We start from the raw sequence: 14,380 nt of genomic DNA, 5'->3' as shown, positions 1-14,380 counted from the left end.
CCCGCACGGTATCCTGCTGGCTTGTCCTGATGCATTGCGTTCGTGAGTAGCCTGCTCTCGCCCGATATCTGGGTGTCCCTCGTGGCCCTTACGGCCCTCGAGATCGTGCTCGGCGTGGACAACCTGGTGTTCATCTCGCTGATGGCCAACAAGCTGCCTGCCGCGTCCCGGGACCGGGTGTGGAAGGTGGGCCTGGCAATGGCCGCTGGCATGCGGGTGGTGCTCCTGTTCGCCATCAACTGGGTTATCGGCCTCACCGCGCCGCTGTTCTCCGTCTTCAACCACAGCGTTTCGGGGCGGGACCTCATCCTCCTGGGCGGCGGCCTGTTCCTCCTGGGCAAGGCCGTGATCGAGATACACGAACAGCTCTATCCGGGATCGCGCCACGACGGGAGGGCTAAGCGGACCGCCGCCACCTTCAAAGGGGTGTTGGGCCAGATCGCGTTGCTGGACGTCGTATTCAGTCTGGATTCGGTGATCACCGCCGTCGGTATGGCCGACCGGATCGGGGTCATGGTCGCGGCAGTTCTCATAGCGGTCGGCGTGATGATGTGGATGTCGAGCCCGGTCATGCGGATCGTCAACGAGCATCCGACCATCCGGATGCTGGCGCTGGCCTTCCTCCTGCTCATCGGCGTCTCTCTGGTCGCCGAGGGCGGAGGCGCCCATCTCCCCAAGGGCTATATCTACTCGGCCATGGGGTTCGCCGTGCTGGTCGAGATGCTGAACATGCGCATGCGGCGCAACCAGACCACCGGCTCGTGACCCCGGCCATCGAATCGCTAGGGCAGGGCAGGGGGCGCCCACATCTACTCTGCTGTCCATGGCTAGGGTCGTAGCGTCGTGGCTCGGGTGCGGATTCATCCCGCGCCGGCTCCGGGGGGCTGACGAGGGCGCCGGGACGGTGGGCGCCCTGGCCGCTCTGGTGCCGGCTCTCCTCCTCGGCCGGGTGGGCTGGGGGATCCAGCTTGTGGCAGCCGTGGCGGTGTGCGCGCTCTCGGTGTGGGCGAGCGGGTACTTCGCCGACGAGGGAGATCCGGCATGGGTCGTAGTAGACGAGGCAGCCGGGACGTTCATCGCCACCATCGGGGTGTCTCTCGGGCCGGCTCTGGTGGGATTCGCGGTGTTCCGGGTTGCCGACATCACCAAACGGTTCCCGCTCGTGCGGAGGGCCGAGACTCTGCCGGGCGGGCTGGGGATCACCGCGGACGACGTGGTAGCGGGCTTGTGGGGTCTCGGGGCGGCCTGGATCGTTCAGGGTCTCACGGGTTGACCACGAAGGACCTTACGCGAGGCGCGCATGGGTGGCGGCCCGCGTTAGCCGGATTCCGTCCACTGGGCGTAGCGGTCAGAGTCCTGCTCGTTCGGTGATGAGGCTTCCGGCCAGTTTCGGGTCGGCTTTTCCCCGGGTCTTGCGCATCACCTGGCCCACGAAGAATCCGACCAGCTTGCGTTCGCCATCCCTGAGGCGGGCGAACTCGTCAGGGTTCGCCGCGATCAGCTCGTCGACAACCGACTCCAGCAAGCCGCTTTCGGAGATCTGCAACAGATCGCGGGCGGCTGCCACTACAGCCGGAGCACCCTCCCCTGCCATCACTCCTGCCAGCACCTCCCTCGCGGCCGAGCCGGACAGGGACCCCTGCCGGATCATGCCCAGCAGCTCGGCCAGCGACGACCCGGTCAGGAACGACCCTCCCACCGACGGGATGCCCGCCTTCCTCAGGGACGCCACGACCTCACCGGTCACCCAGTTGGCGGCCTGAGTAGCACCGGCCCCGGCTTCCACGGCGTCCTCGAACAGCTGGGACAGGCCGGTATCGGCTCCCACCAGGATGGCCGCTTGGACGGCGTCAATACCCATCTCCTCGTACCGCACCCGCCGGACGCTCGGCAGTTCCGGCAACAACGCCGCCATCCCCTCTTCCCAGTCACGGTCGATCTCCATCGGCACCAGGTCGGGATCGGGGAAGTAGCGGTAGTCCGAGCTGCCCTCCTTGATCCGCCCTCCCCTGGTGACGCCGGCCTCCTCGTCCCAGTGGCGGGTCTCCATGATGATCCTTTGCCCGCTCGACAGGCGAGAGGTCTGGCGCTCTATCTCGTACGAGACGGCCCGCTCCAGCGACCGGAACGAGTTCATGTTCTTGATTTCCACCTTCGTGCCGAGGGGCGCCCGGGGTCCCGCACGCACCGAGACATTGGCGTCGAAGCGGATCGACCCCTCCTCCAGCCGGGCGTCGGACACCCCGAGGGCCTCCACCAGCAACCTGAGCTCCTGCGCGTAGGTCCTGGCCTGGGGGGCAGACCGGATGTCAGGACGGGTCACGATCTCGACCAGCGGCACGCCGGAACGGTTGAAATCGAGCAACGAGTACTCGGCCGCGCTGATCCTCCCGTCGCCGCCCCGGTGGGTGCTCTTGCCGGTGTCCTCTTCCTGGTGGACCCGCTCGATACCGATCCGGGCGGGATGGTCCCCGCCCAGCTCGAGGTACCCGTCCACGCAGACGGGCAGGTCGAACTGGGAGATCTGGTAGTTCTTCGGCAGGTCGGCGTAGAAGTAGTTCTTGCGGTGGAAAACCGGCCGCCGGTTCACCGAACAGTTCAGCGCCAGACCGATCTGCATGATCCGGTTGATCGCCTCCCGGTTCGGCACGGGCAACGCACCCGGCAATCCCAGGCAGACCGGGCAGACGTTGGTGTTGGGCTCGGCGTCGAACCGGGCGGGGCAGCCGCAGAACATCTTCGACGCCGTGGACAGCTCCACGTGGGTCTCCAGGCCGATCACCGCTTCCCAGGTCAACGGACCCCGCCTCTCAGTCCGTATGCGGGATCGAACGGAACGGTGGTGTCGAAACCGGCGAGGGACTCCACCGCCGCGGCCACCTGGAACATGACCGCCTCCTCCAGGGCGGGGGCCATCACCTGGAACCCGATGGGCAGATCGTGGCGGTCCAGGCCGATGGGGACGCTGATGGCGGGATGCCCGGCCAGATTGGACGGGATGGTGAAGACGTCGCTCACGTACATGGACAGCGGATCCTCGGTCCGGTCGCCCAGCGGGAAGGCGGTGGTGGCGCTGGTGGGTGAGACCAGCACGTCGCACTGCCGGTAGGCGCGGGCGAAGTCCTGGCGGATCAGTGTGCGCACCTTCTGGGCCTGGCCGTAGAACGCCTCGTGGTAACCGGCCGATAGGGCGAAGGTGCCCAGCAGCACGCGGCGGGTGACCTCGGGGCCGAACCCGTCGGCGCGGGAGCGGGACATCATCTGCTCGGTGGTGGCGCCGCCGACCCTAAGTCCGTACCGAACCCCGTCGAAGCGGGCCAGGTTGGCGGAGCACTCGGCGGGTGCGACCAGGTAGTAGGCGGAAAGCCCCTGCTCCGTGGAGGGAAGATCGACCTCGACGGTTACGGCGCCGGCCCCCTCCATGGCCGCCAGCGTACGGTCGAATGCCGCCTCCACATCGGGCTCCACGGCATCGGCGCCGCCCAACCGGCGGGCCACACCCACCCGGAGCCCGTCCAGGCCCCCGTCCAGCCGGGCCCGGGACGGCTCGATCGCGCCGGGATACGAGGTGGAGTCAAGGGGGTCATGGCCGCAGATCGCATCGAGCAGGAGGGCGGCATCCTCAACGCGGTGAGCAATGGGACCGATCTGGTCGAGCGAGGAGGCGAAGGCGATCAGCCCGTAGCGGCTGACCGCGCCGTAGGTTGGTTTGGCCCCGACCACTCCGCACAGAGAGGCGGGTTGGCGGATCGAACCGCCCGTGTCGGAACCCAGGCCGCCCAGGGCCATCCCGGCCGCGACCGCCGCCGCGCTGCCGCCCGACGAACCGCCCGGGACCCGGTCGGTGTTCCAGGGGTTACGGGTGGGACCGAAGGCGGAGTTCTCCGTGGAAGACCCCATGGCGAACTCGTCGAGGTTGGTCTTGCCCGCGATCAGCGCGCCCGCATCCCGGAGGCGCCGGATTGCCGTGGCATCGTACGGGGGGATGTAGCCGGACAGGATCCTCGAACCGGCGGTGGTCTCCATGTGCCGGGTGGTCATGTTGTCCTTGACCGCGATCGGGATACCGTGGAGCGGGCCGCGATCCTGCCCCCCTGCCAGCTCCTTGTCGGCCCGGGCGGCCGCTTCCCTCAGCCCGTGCGAATCGAGGGTCAGGTAAGCGTGGAGTTGGGCCTCGACCATCGAGGTGCGTTCCAGGACCTGTTCGACCAGCCCGACCGAGGTGACCGATCCGTTCCGCAGGGCGCGGGCCGCCCCCACGATCGTGGTGAATACCACCGCTCAGGCCTCCTCGATGGCCGGCGGCACCCGGAAGAAGGGGCCTTCGGTGTCCGGCGCCTGGGCCAGCACCTCCTCGTGGCCCAGCACGGTCTCCGGGGTGACTCGATCCTCGCGGAAGCGGTTGGTCATGGGGAGGGGATGGGAGGTGGGCTCCACACCCTCGGTATCCACCGCCTGGATGCGAGCCACGTGCTCGAGCAGCTCCTGGCATTGGCGCCCGTAGGTATCCAGTTGCCGGTCGGACAACTCGAGGCGCGCCAGGCGCGCCACATGGACAATGTCGATCTCAACGGCCACGGACGGGAGGTTAACGGCACCGCAGCGGTCGGAGTAGCGCCCGCCGGTGCTAACGAGGCGTCAGAGCCGCCACCAGCCCGTCAGGGTCGTCGGTGCCTATCAAGAACTCCCTGTCGGTAAGGGTGACCCGCACCGCGTCCCGTCCCCAGACATTCCACATCCAACCCCTTGGCGTCCGCCGGATGCCCCACCCGTACCAAAGGGGAATCCGCTCCGGAACGGCGGAGATGACCCTGCCGCGGTCGATCCGCCGGCGCGGCCGGCCGAAGGTGTAGGCCAGAAGGATCTCAGCACCGCTGACCGTCACTGTCAGCCGGAGAAAACCCACGTAGATCAGCGAGAGCACCGGAAACAGCCCAAGCAGGTACGGGGTTCTTCCGGGATCGTTCACACCCGATAGGAGAGCGACCGGAATCCACCAGCAGCACACCAGTACCCACATCGCAGGTGGGCTGGCCTGGGAGTGCTGGTACAGGACCGCGTGATCCATCAGCCGGATGGCGCCTCCGTCAGGAAGCCGAGCAGCGCCTCGTACGCCGGATCCAGGTAGGCGATCGGCACGCTCTCCGTGGCCTGGTGGGCCTGGGCAACCTCACCCGGTCCGTAGTTGACGGCCGGAACCCCGTAACGCGCCAGACGTGCCACATCGGTCCACGCCTGCTTGGGAGTGAGCGGGGCACTCGTGGCTCGGATCAGCCGATCGAGGTGCGGGTTGCCTTCCGGCACCGGTGCGCCGGGAACGATCTCGTGAACCTCCACCGCGTCGGCGGGGGCCGCGATCTCGGACAGCCGCCTGCGCGCAGCTTCGGGGGTCACGTTGGGCGGGAACCGGTAGTTGAGGTGGAGATCGAAGGTCCCGGGGATCACATTGCGCGCCAGCCCTGCTGAGGCCTGGGTCACGGAGAACACCTCGAAGAAGGAAAGGCCCGACACCACGTGTTCCTCCGGCTGCCGCTCATGGAGATCGGCCAGCCACGCGCCAGCCTTGGTGATCGCGTTCTCACCCAACCAGGGGCGGGCGCTGTGGGCGGTCTTGCCCTCGAAACGGACGGTGGCGTTCGCGGTGCCCTGGCAACCGAGCTGGAGCTCGAGGTCGGTGGGCTCGAGCACCACCGCGAACTCCGCCTCGGACAGCCAGGACAGCTCCTGCAGAACCGGCTCGAGACCGTTCCCCGCATCGGGACCCTCCTCGGCATCGTAGAACACGCCGACCACATCGAAGGGGCCCTCCCGGACCATCTCCTCCTCGAGCAGGTGAACCATGACCGCGACGCCCGATTTCATGTCCGACGTTCCGAGACCGAGCAGCCGTCCTCCCTCGATCTGAGCGGGCCCCTGACCCTGGGGAGGCACGGTATCGATGTGGCCCACGAGCAAGAGCAGTGGCCGCCCGGTGCGTGGGCCCACTACCAGGCTCTTGCCGACACGCCGGACATGGTCCCTCGCATACGTGGAGCCGAGCCGGCGCGAGAGGGCTTCGCAAAGCCGACCCTCTTGACCGGTAGGAGACGGGATGTCAACCAGCCAGCACAGGGTGTCCAGTACCGTCATCGGCTACCCAGGCAGGTGCTGACTACTTCGATCGCCTGGTGGCATTCGTCCAGGGTAGGTACCAGCGCCAGGCGGATATGCCCTTCGCCGCCGGCGCCGAACACGCGACCGGGAGAGACCACTACGCCGTGTTCCAGGAGCCGCTCGGTAATGGCCACATCATCCTCTACCTTCAACCAGATGTACAGGCCCGCCTCGGAGCCGATCGTGGGGTAACCGAGCGTCTCGAACCCTCGGGAGATGATCACCCGCTTGCGCCGGAAGAGCGTACGCCGTTCCTCAACATGGGCGTCATCGTTCCAGGCGGCGATGGCAGCCGCCTGAGTGAACTCGGGAGGGGCCGTGCCCGTTCCGGTGCGGAGGGATCTGAGCACCGCAATCGCCCGTTCGTCTCCCACGATTGCTCCGCTCCGGTAGCCGGTCATACCGCTCCGCTTGGAGAGGCTCAGGTAGACGAGCACCCCCTCCGTGCCGCCCACCTCGAGAAGGGAAGCAGGCGGATCGTGGTCATATAGATCCACGTAGCACTCGTCGGAGCACAACAGCACCCCGTGTTGCTGCGCCCGTTCCCGGAACCGGGCCAGCTCGTCGAGTGAACTGACCACGCCGGTCGGATTGTGGGGGCTGTTCAGCCATAGCATGCGCGCCCGCTCCCAGGATCGGTCCGGGATGTCGGAGACACGAAACAGGAAGTCGTCCTTCAGGCGGACCGGGAGGGGTAATGCCCCCGCCAGGCGGGCGCCCCGCTCGTAGATGGGATAGCCGGGAGTGGGCCACACCACCCCGTCTCCGGCCTCGCGGTCAACGAACGCGAGCGCCGTGGAGAAGATGGACTCCTTGGACCCGGTTGTGGGCAACACCTGGGTATCAGGATCGACCTCCACGCCGAACCGGCGACCCGCATAGCCGGCGATGGCGCGGCGGAGGGCAGGCAGGCCCATCACCGTGGGGTACTGCGACACCTTCGGAACCGCTCTCTTGAGCGCCTCCGGGATGAAGGCAGGGGTCGGCTCGCGCGGATCGCCGATCGAGAAGTCGACCAGTGGCCTACCGGCCGCGCGGAGGTGGCGGGCCCGGTCGTGTATGGCCGTAATGGCGTGGGAGCCGATCTGGTCCAGCACCGGATTCACGCGCACGGGGTCAGGGTAGCGTCATGGCCATGGCAACCCGCCTCAACCCGCCTACTGCCCGGTGCGCTACCGAAACAGGCGGCGAACCCCGCACATGAGGCACCCCATAGAATCCCCTGCCGTGGAGACCCGGACGTGACCGATCGACGCTACCTCGCCGTTTTCCTGTTGCTCGGTCTGGCGGCGGGGCTGGTGGTCGTGATGGGGTTCGTTTTCGGGTCACCGGACACTGGTCGTGAGCCCTTGCCTCGTGCGCTCGAGAAGATCTCGCCCCAACCCGGCAGCCAGGTGCCGCTCCAGACACGCGTCGAAGTGGACGTCCCGGTCGGCTACCGGGTCGACATCTACATCGACGGGTTCCGGGTGCCCGAGTCGGAGGTACGTTTCGTGGAAGGTACCGGCGTGCACTCGTGGGCGCCGACGCGCTCCTCGACCATCCTATGGACGCCCGGCCCGCACACCGTTCTGGTGAGTTGGCGGAAGCTGAGCGGGCTTCCCGACGAGGGCCGTTACAGCTGGGAGTTCAGGGTTTTCTAGTCGAGGACGCTCGGCCCGCGCTCGATGAGTGCGAGCAGGGTGCTCTCGTCGATGACCTTCACTCCGAGCGAATTCGCCTTGGCGAGCTTCGATCCGGGAGATCCGCCCGCCACGAGCGCGGTCGTCGCCTTCGACACCGACGACACCAGCTTGCCACCCCGTGCCTCCACAGCGGTCGTGGCCGCGGCGCGGGTCATCGACTCCAGCGAACCGGTCAACACCAACCGCACCCCCTGGAGGGTCTTCTCGGGGCCCTGCCCCCAGTCGGGATCGGCGAGCCTGACCTCGGCCTCTTCCAACCGCTCCACCAGGTTCCGGTTGCCGTCGTCAGCGAACCACTCGGCCACCGATTTAGCGATCACGGGGCCTATGCCTTCGATGGCCGCCAGGGTCTCCTCATCCGCCTGCCGAAGGGCCTCGATGCTGCCGAACTCGCGGGCCAGGAGGCGCGCCACCGTGCCACCCACATGGCGGATACCGAAGCTCACGAGCAACCTTCCGATCGGACGGTCCCGGGCGGCCTCGATGGCATCCATCAGGTTGGTAACCGAGATCTCGCCCCAGCCTTCGAAGCCCAGCAGGTCGTCGGGCTGCAGGAAGAAGATGTCCGCCGGCCCCGCGATGAGGGCCTCCGAGAGGAGGAGGTCTACTGTCTTGTAACCCATCCCCTCGATATCCATCGCACCACGGGCGGCGAAGTGGAACAACCACTCCCGGAGCCGCGATGGGCATGTCAGGCCCCGAGTGCATCTGGCCACCTTCTCGTCATCAGGCCGGACGATGGGCGCCTCGCAAAAGGGACAATCGGACGGCATCGTCCACTTCTTCTCCCCGCCGGTCCGGCGGGACGGCACCGGGCCGACCACTTCGGGGATCACGTCGCCGGCTCGCCGGACGACGACCTGGTCACCCACCCTCACATCCTTGCGGTGAACCTCATCCTCGTTGTGGAGAGTCGCCCGCTCGACGTTGGCGCCTCCCACGAACACCGGCTCCAATACAGCAAAAGGCGTCGCTGCTCCGGTGCGTCCGATGTTGATCTCGATGCCGAGCAGCCGCGTGACCCGCTCCTCCGCCGGGAACTTGTAGGCGATCGCCCAGCGCGGCGCCCTGGCGGTGGAGCCGAGCTCGGCCTGCTCCCCTAGCCCGTTCACCTTGATGACCACTCCGTCGGTCTGGTACGGGAGGTGGTTGCGCGCCGCCTCGACACGCTCCACGTACCCGGTCACTTCAGCCACATCGGTCACGGTCTCGGTCCCCGGATGGACCCGCAGCCCCAACCCGCGGAGCCACTCCATCGTCTCGAAGTGGGTGGCCAGGGACGGCCCGCCCTCCAGGTAGCCCACCTGGTAGATCCACACGGCCAGGTTCCGGGACGCGGTGACCGCCGGATCCTTCTGCCGCACCGAGCCGGCGGCGGCGTTGCGGGCGTTGGCATAGAGCCGGTCACCCGTCTCGGCCTGCCGGGCATTGAGGCGATCGAACTCCTCCAGGGGAAGGTAAGCCTCTCCCCTCACCTCCATGTAAGCGGGAGGGTCCCCCAGCAGCCGGAGCGGGACGGACGCGATGGTCCGGACGTTGGCCGTGATGTCCTCGCCGGTCGCGCCGTCCCCTCGGGTGGCGCCGCGGGTCAGGAGACCGTGCTCGTAGGTCAGCGACACGGCCACGCCGTCGATCTTCAACTCGCACACCAGGCTTCCCGCGGGCCGATCCAGGTGGCGCTCGGCCCGGGCCAGCCACTCCTCGACCTCGGCCGCACTCTCGGCGTTGTCGAGGGAGAACATGCGCTCGCGATGGGCGACCGGAGCGAAGAGTTCGGACGGCGGCGCCCCTATGCGCCGGCTGGGCGAGTCGGCCGTGACCAGGTCGGGATGAGCCTCTTCCAGCGCCGCCAGCCGCCGGCGCAGATCGTCATAGTCGGCATCGGGAAGCTCCGGATCGTCCAGCACGTAGTAGCGGTGATCGTGGTGGCGAATGTCCGCGACCAGGTCCGCGATCAGGCTGGCCGGATCCCTCTCGCTCATGCCGCCCGCCGCACCGGTCAGGCAGTAGTCCTGATGATTCCCCCGCCGACCACCTCTTCGTCGAGGTAGAGAGCCAGGGTCTGTCCTCTCGCCAAGGCCTCCTGGGACTCGGCAAAACGCACGATCGCCACGCCGTCCTCCAGCGAGACCTCGGCCGGTGCGGCCCGGCCGTGGGCTCGGTACTGCGCCAGCAGAGAACCCGCAACGGGCCGGTCCACCCAGCTCATATCCTCCACCGTTACCTCGTCCACCGCCAGGTCCGACCGGTCACCCACGGTCACGATTCCGGCGTCGGGATCGACATCCGTCACGTAGAGGGGCTCGCCCACGGCCACTCCGAGACCCCGGCGCTGGCCGATCGTGAAGTTGGTGATGCCGTGATGCACGCCCAACAGCCGGCCGTCCAGATGGATAATCGGACCCTGGGTCGGCGCCACGCCCTGTCCGGCGAGGAAGTCGCGGTAGTTGCCCTGCCCGACGAAGCATATGTCCTGGCTGTCGGGCTTGCGTGCGGTGCGCAACCCGAGGCGGGCCGCCATCCGGCGGGTCTGGTCCTTGGTCAGGTCGCCCACCGGGAAACAGAGCCGGGCCAACTGGTCCTGGCCCAGCATCGAGAGCACGTACGACTGGTCCTTGTCGGTATCGACGCCCCGCCACAGGCGGTAGCGCCCGCCATCGGAGGTGATCCGGGCGTAGTGCCCGGTCACCACCACGTCGTAGTCCAAGGCGTCGGCATGAGCCAGGAGGCGCGAGAACTTGATCGTCCGATTGCATTCCACGCACGGATTGGGAGTGCGGCCCGTGAGGTAGTCGTCGATGAAGCCGCCGACCACGCCGGACATGAACTCCTCGGTGTAGTCCCAGACGTAGTAGGGGATGTCCAGCCGGGCGGCCACCCGCCGGGCGTCCTCGGCATCGGAGACGGTGCAGCATCCGGCGGTGGGCGCCTCGCCGTCCGGACCCTGCCAGAGCTTCATGGTCACACCCATGACCTCCCAGCCCTGTTCCTTCGCCAAGGCGGCGGCAACGGAGGAGTCGACCCCGCCCGACATGGCCACCAAGGCTCTCATCGCAGCGCGCCTGCCTCGCCGGCGACCAGTCTGGCCGCGCGGGCGCCCTCACCCTCCGGGGTCGACCACCCGAAGGAGAACCGGAGGCACTCCCTGGCCAGAGTTGGACTCATGCCCATGGCCTCGAGCACGTGGGAGACCGAGGCCGCGCCCGATTGGCAGGCGGAGGCCGCGGACGCGGCCAGCCCGGCCCGGTCGAGCCGGACCAGCAGCATCTCGTTGCGAACACCGGGAATGCGGAGGTGGCTGGTCTGGATCATCCGGGGCGCGCCGGCGCCGGTGACGACCAGGTCCGGAACCATTTCGGCCAGCGTGGCCTCGAAGGCGCTGCGTTCGATCCTGACCCGGGCCCGGAAGGAGGCCCGCTCCTCCTCGAGAGCGGCCATGGCGGCCGCCATTCCGACCACGGCCATCACGTTGTGGGTGCCGGAGCGCCGACCCAACTCTTGCCCGCCACCGTGGACCAAGGGAGCAAGAGGAGTCCCGGACCGGACGTAGAGGAGGCCCACGCCCTTGGGACCTCCGAACTTGTGCGCCGCGAGAGACAGCAGGTCCACACCCAGGGCGTCGACATCCACCCGTTCCGAGACGTAACCCTGGACGGCATCGGTGTGGACGATGGCCGCGGGGTGCGCAGCCCTTACCGCCTTGGCCACCTCCTCGACGGGCAACCGCACGCCGGTTTCGTTGTTGCCCATCATGATCGAGACCACCGCGGTGTCCTCTGTCACGTGGGAGGCGACCTCGGCCGGGTCGACGAGGCCATCGGTGGTCACCTTCGCGTAGGTGACCACGGATCCGAAGGAGTTGCAGTGCTCGGCGCTCATGAGGACGGCGTCGTGCTCCGTGGGCGACGTGACGATGGCGCCGCGGCGTCCGCCCGAGAACGCCCTGCCCTTGATGGCCAGGTTGTCGGCCTCCGATCCACCCCCTGTGAAAACGATCTCCTTCGGGTCGGCGTTGATGAGCGAGGCGACCAGGTCGCGGGAGTCCTCGAGGGCGTTCTTTGCTCTACGGGAGATGGCGTGGCTCCCTGACGGATTGCCGTAGACGTCGAGACGGAAGGGTTCCATCGCGGCCCATACCTCGGGTCGAAGGGGAGAGGACGCGGCATGGTCTAGATAGAGCATGGTGGGAATTGTGCCACGACCGGGACCGAACACGGCACCTCCCCCGGGGTATTCCGGTGTCATCGAGCCGGATGGGCGGGCTCTACGAAGAGAGCGCCGCCATCAGCTTGGCGATCCGACCCGTGCAGGTCTCGGCCTCGGCCGGGGGGACCAGCCCGACCAGCCTCCCGGCCACTTCCATGAAGACCCGGGCCGCAGCACCGTCGGGTCTGACCACCACCACCGGCTCGCCCCGGTCGGCCCCGGCGCCCAGGGCCGGATCCAGGGGGATGGCTCCGATGAGGGGGACGTTGAGCGAGTCCGCCAGCGCCTCTCCCCCACCCCGGCCGAACAACTCGAACCGTTGCCCGTCCGGAGTCTCGAAGTAGGACATGTTCTCGATCACCGCCACCACCGGCATGGCGGAGCGGCGAGCCATGTCGGCCACCCTGATCGCCACCTTCTGGGCGGTCAGGGAAGGGGTGGTCACCACGATCATCTCCGACTGTGGAAGGAGGCGTGACAGGGCCATCTGGACGTCGCCGGTGCCGGGCGGGAGGTCGATGACGAGGTAGTCGAGTTTGCCCCAGGCGACCTGCTGGAGGAACTGCTCCAGCGCTTTGGAGAGCATCAAGCCCCGCCACATTAGGGCGGTCTCCTCCGATTCGATGATCAAGCCCGTGGACACCACCTCGATGCCGTAGGCCTCGACCGGTTGCATGAGCCTGGTATCCGGGTCGGCCTCGATCCGGGCGTCGGTCCCCAGCATCCGCGGGACCGAGAACCCCCAGATATCAGCGTCGAGCAACCCGACCCGGTAGCCCAGCCGACCCAGTGCCAGGGCCAGGTTGACGGAGACCGAACTCTTGCCGACTCCGCCCTTGCCACTGCCGACCGCGATCGTCCTGGTGGTGGGCGGCACGCGGGTGGGCGCTGCGTTCTCCCGGGCGCGGCGGCGAGCCACCTCCATGAGCTCGGAACGCTGTTTCCTGGTCATGGCTCGGGTCTCGACCACTGCCCTTTCCACCCCGGGGATGGCCTCGATCCTGCGGACGGTGTCGTTCTCGATCTGGCCCCGCATCGGGCACTCGGCGATGGTGAGAGCCAGACCGATGGTCACAACGCCTTCATCGAGTACGACCTCGCGCACCATCCCCAGATCGACCACGTCCGAACCGAGTTCAGGGTCCATCACCCCTCGCAGGGCCTCCATGATCCGGTCTTCGGTGAGGGACTGTGGCATGGTCGTCTCCGCGCATCCGTCGGATCGACCCACCTTATCGGCAATGACGGCGTTTCCGATACGCTCAGCGTCCTGGTACCAGCTTCGACAAGCCGGATCACGAAGGTCGCAGTGCCGCAGGGATTCGCCAGTTTCCCGCGTCATCTCTCGGTTGCAGGCCAGCCGCTTGTATAATGCTCGCGTCGGGTTGATCCCTAGGGATAGCCCGGACGGTCGATCGGGAGTACCCGGATGGAACAGCTAGTCAACATCACCACGCGCCGACCGGTGAGGGCGGTCACCCTGACCGACGGAGCGGTTGCCAAGGTGCGTGAACTGCTGGTCTCCGAAGGGGACCCGGCGCTAGCCCTGCGCATGGCCGTCCGCCCCGGAGGGTGTTCCGGCTTCTCGTACGAGATGTTCTTCGACTCCGACAGATCCGAGGCCGACGTGGTCGAGGAGTTCGATGGCCTCGACGTGGTGGTCGATCGCCAGAGCGTGGACCTGCTGCGCGGCTCGACCCTGGACTACCAGGACGGCCTCATGGGGGCGGGTTTCGCCATCAACAACCCGAACGTCAGCAGGTCGTGCGGTTGCGGGAACAGCTTCAGCTAGCTACTGACCCGCCTATCCCGGGCGACACTTCCGGAACATCCGACCTCCTCCACCGGCGCGGTAGCCTTTGACGTGAGAAACGGAGGCATCGCCATGGCAAAGAGGATCCTCAAGACTCCCAGCGCTCCAGGTGCTCTGGGCCCGTATTCGGTGGCGGTCGAGGCCGCCGGCCTGGTATTCCTGTCGGGTCAAGTCGCACTCGTACCGGAGGGTGGACGGGAGGACGGTGACGTATCCGCGCAGACGCGTCAGGTCATGAACAACATCGGCGCCATGCTCGGAGACATCGGGCTCGACTACGCCGACATCGTGAAGACCACCATCTTCATGGTTGACATTGCGGATTACACCGCTATCAACCAGGTGTACGCCGAGTATTTCGAGGGTGGTGCCCCGGCTCGGTCGGCGGTACAGGTGTCCGCCCTACCGGGCGGGTTCCGGGTCGAGATCGAGATCGTGGCGGCGCGGAGCGGGAACCAGGGTTAAGCCTGGGTCCATGCGGCCCGCTGGGCTTGCCGAAGCCTCGGGCTACGCGCCAACCGCC

The 14,380-nt window shown here is 67.6% G+C and carries 15 protein-coding genes; 5 read left to right on the top strand and 10 right to left on the bottom strand.

The genetic code is table 11. From position 1 onward, the window contains the following. Positions 1 to 42 precede the first annotated feature (42 nt). Together OXM57_03780 and OXM57_03775 are read left to right on the top strand one after the other, a co-directional pair. Positions 43 to 765, top strand: coding sequence for a TerC family protein (locus OXM57_03780; protein ID MDE0351790.1), 723 nt, complete (start codon positions 43 to 45; stop codon positions 763 to 765). A gap of 58 nt (positions 766 to 823) precedes the next feature. After that, positions 824 to 1,273 (top strand): phosphatidylglycerophosphatase A, encoded by a 450-nt coding sequence (locus OXM57_03775; GenBank protein ID MDE0351789.1) that lies wholly within the window; start codon positions 824 to 826, stop codon positions 1,271 to 1,273. A gap of 75 nt (positions 1,274 to 1,348) precedes the next feature. Here OXM57_03775 and gatB read toward each other — a convergent pair whose 3' ends face one another. From gatB to OXM57_03745, 6 genes are read right to left on the bottom strand one after another with little or no spacing between them, the layout of a single operon-like run. Next, positions 1,349 to 2,797, bottom strand: a complete 1,449-nt coding sequence (gene gatB, locus OXM57_03770; GenBank protein MDE0351788.1) for an Asp-tRNA(Asn)/Glu-tRNA(Gln) amidotransferase subunit GatB — start codon at positions 2,795 to 2,797, stop codon at positions 1,349 to 1,351. Continuing rightward, positions 2,794 to 4,278, bottom strand: a complete 1,485-nt coding sequence (gene gatA / locus OXM57_03765) for an Asp-tRNA(Asn)/Glu-tRNA(Gln) amidotransferase subunit GatA (protein MDE0351787.1) — start codon at positions 4,276 to 4,278, stop codon at positions 2,794 to 2,796. The genes gatB and gatA overlap by 4 nt, the downstream gene beginning before the upstream one ends. A gap of 3 nt (positions 4,279 to 4,281) precedes the next feature. Further along, positions 4,282 to 4,578: an Asp-tRNA(Asn)/Glu-tRNA(Gln) amidotransferase subunit GatC gene (gene gatC, locus OXM57_03760; protein ID MDE0351786.1), complete on the bottom strand. Its 297-nt coding sequence runs from the start codon at positions 4,576 to 4,578 to the stop codon at positions 4,282 to 4,284. Positions 4,579 to 4,627: 49 nt separating this feature from the next. Further along, positions 4,628 to 5,068 (bottom strand): hypothetical protein, encoded by a 441-nt coding sequence (locus OXM57_03755; protein ID MDE0351785.1) that lies wholly within the window; start codon positions 5,066 to 5,068, stop codon positions 4,628 to 4,630. Continuing rightward, positions 5,068 to 6,129 carry a succinyl-diaminopimelate desuccinylase gene (gene dapE, locus OXM57_03750; protein MDE0351784.1) on the bottom strand — a complete coding sequence of 354 codons (1,062 nt, stop codon included), beginning with the start codon at positions 6,127 to 6,129 and terminating at the stop codon, positions 5,068 to 5,070. The genes OXM57_03755 and dapE overlap by 1 nt, the downstream gene beginning before the upstream one ends. Next, positions 6,126 to 7,265 carry an aminotransferase class I/II-fold pyridoxal phosphate-dependent enzyme gene (locus tag OXM57_03745; protein ID MDE0351783.1) on the bottom strand — a complete coding sequence of 380 codons (1,140 nt, stop codon included), beginning with the start codon at positions 7,263 to 7,265 and terminating at the stop codon, positions 6,126 to 6,128. The genes dapE and OXM57_03745 overlap by 4 nt, the downstream gene beginning before the upstream one ends. Positions 7,266 to 7,394: 129 nt before the next feature. Between OXM57_03745 and OXM57_03740 the strand changes: the two genes are divergently transcribed. After that, entirely contained in the window at positions 7,395 to 7,796 is a 402-nt protein-coding gene (locus tag OXM57_03740) for a hypothetical protein (protein ID MDE0351782.1), read from the top strand. Here OXM57_03740 and ligA read toward each other — a convergent pair. The 4 genes from ligA to OXM57_03720 form a co-directional block, all read right to left on the bottom strand. Continuing rightward, entirely contained in the window at positions 7,793 to 9,820 is a 2,028-nt protein-coding gene (gene ligA, locus OXM57_03735; protein ID MDE0351781.1) for an NAD-dependent DNA ligase LigA, read from the bottom strand. The genes OXM57_03740 and ligA overlap by 4 nt on opposite strands. A gap of 17 nt (positions 9,821 to 9,837) precedes the next feature. After that, positions 9,838 to 10,890, bottom strand: coding sequence for a tRNA 2-thiouridine(34) synthase MnmA (gene mnmA, locus OXM57_03730; GenBank protein MDE0351780.1), 1,053 nt, complete (start codon positions 10,888 to 10,890; stop codon positions 9,838 to 9,840). After that, on the bottom strand, positions 10,887 to 12,020 hold the full coding sequence (locus tag OXM57_03725; GenBank protein ID MDE0351779.1) for a cysteine desulfurase family protein: 1,134 nt from the start codon (positions 12,018 to 12,020) through the stop codon (positions 10,887 to 10,889). The genes mnmA and OXM57_03725 overlap by 4 nt, the downstream gene beginning before the upstream one ends. A gap of 82 nt (positions 12,021 to 12,102) precedes the next feature. Further along, positions 12,103 to 13,242: an Mrp/NBP35 family ATP-binding protein gene (locus tag OXM57_03720; GenBank protein MDE0351778.1), complete on the bottom strand. Its 1,140-nt coding sequence runs from the start codon at positions 13,240 to 13,242 to the stop codon at positions 12,103 to 12,105. 231 nt (positions 13,243 to 13,473) lie between these two features. Between OXM57_03720 and OXM57_03715 the strand changes: the two genes are divergently transcribed. Together OXM57_03715 and OXM57_03710 are read left to right on the top strand one after the other, a co-directional pair. Then, positions 13,474 to 13,836, top strand: coding sequence for an iron-sulfur cluster assembly accessory protein (locus OXM57_03715; protein MDE0351777.1), 363 nt, complete (start codon positions 13,474 to 13,476; stop codon positions 13,834 to 13,836). A gap of 93 nt (positions 13,837 to 13,929) precedes the next feature. Further along, the gene (locus tag OXM57_03710; GenBank protein ID MDE0351776.1) at positions 13,930 to 14,322 is read left to right on the top strand and encodes a Rid family detoxifying hydrolase; all 393 of its coding nucleotides are present in this window, start codon (positions 13,930 to 13,932) and stop codon (positions 14,320 to 14,322) included. The last annotated feature ends 58 nt before the right edge of the window (positions 14,323 to 14,380 follow it).

Source organism: bacterium (genome assembly GCA_028820935.1).
Taxonomy (GTDB): domain Bacteria; phylum Actinomycetota; class Acidimicrobiia; order Spongiisociales; family Spongiisociaceae; genus Spongiisocius.
Note: the sequence above shows the minus strand (reverse complement) of the source record. Positions and strands in the feature narration are given on the sequence as shown.

What these genes read in the sequence shown, in the direction of transcription:
- OXM57_03775 (MDE0351789.1), top strand. Translation starts at nt 824, where the DNA reads ATGGCTAGGGTCGTAGCGTCGTGGCTCGGGTGCGGATTCATCCCGCGC.
- OXM57_03755 (MDE0351785.1), bottom strand. Translation starts at nt 5,068, where the DNA reads ATGGATCACGCGGTCCTGTACCAGCACTCCCAGGCCAGCCCACCTGCG.
- dapE (MDE0351784.1), bottom strand. Translation starts at nt 6,129, where the DNA reads ATGACGGTACTGGACACCCTGTGCTGGCTGGTTGACATCCCGTCTCCT.
- ligA (MDE0351781.1), bottom strand. Translation starts at nt 9,820, where the DNA reads ATGAGCGAGAGGGATCCGGCCAGCCTGATCGCGGACCTGGTCGCGGAC.
- mnmA (MDE0351780.1), bottom strand. Translation starts at nt 10,890, where the DNA reads ATGAGAGCCTTGGTGGCCATGTCGGGCGGGGTCGACTCCTCCGTTGCC.
- OXM57_03725 (MDE0351779.1), bottom strand. Translation starts at nt 12,020, where the DNA reads ATGCTCTATCTAGACCATGCCGCGTCCTCTCCCCTTCGACCCGAGGTA.
- OXM57_03720 (MDE0351778.1), bottom strand. Translation starts at nt 13,242, where the DNA reads ATGCCACAGTCCCTCACCGAAGACCGGATCATGGAGGCCCTGCGAGGG.
- OXM57_03715 (MDE0351777.1), top strand. Translation starts at nt 13,474, where the DNA reads ATGGAACAGCTAGTCAACATCACCACGCGCCGACCGGTGAGGGCGGTC.
- OXM57_03710 (MDE0351776.1), top strand. Translation starts at nt 13,930, where the DNA reads ATGGCAAAGAGGATCCTCAAGACTCCCAGCGCTCCAGGTGCTCTGGGC.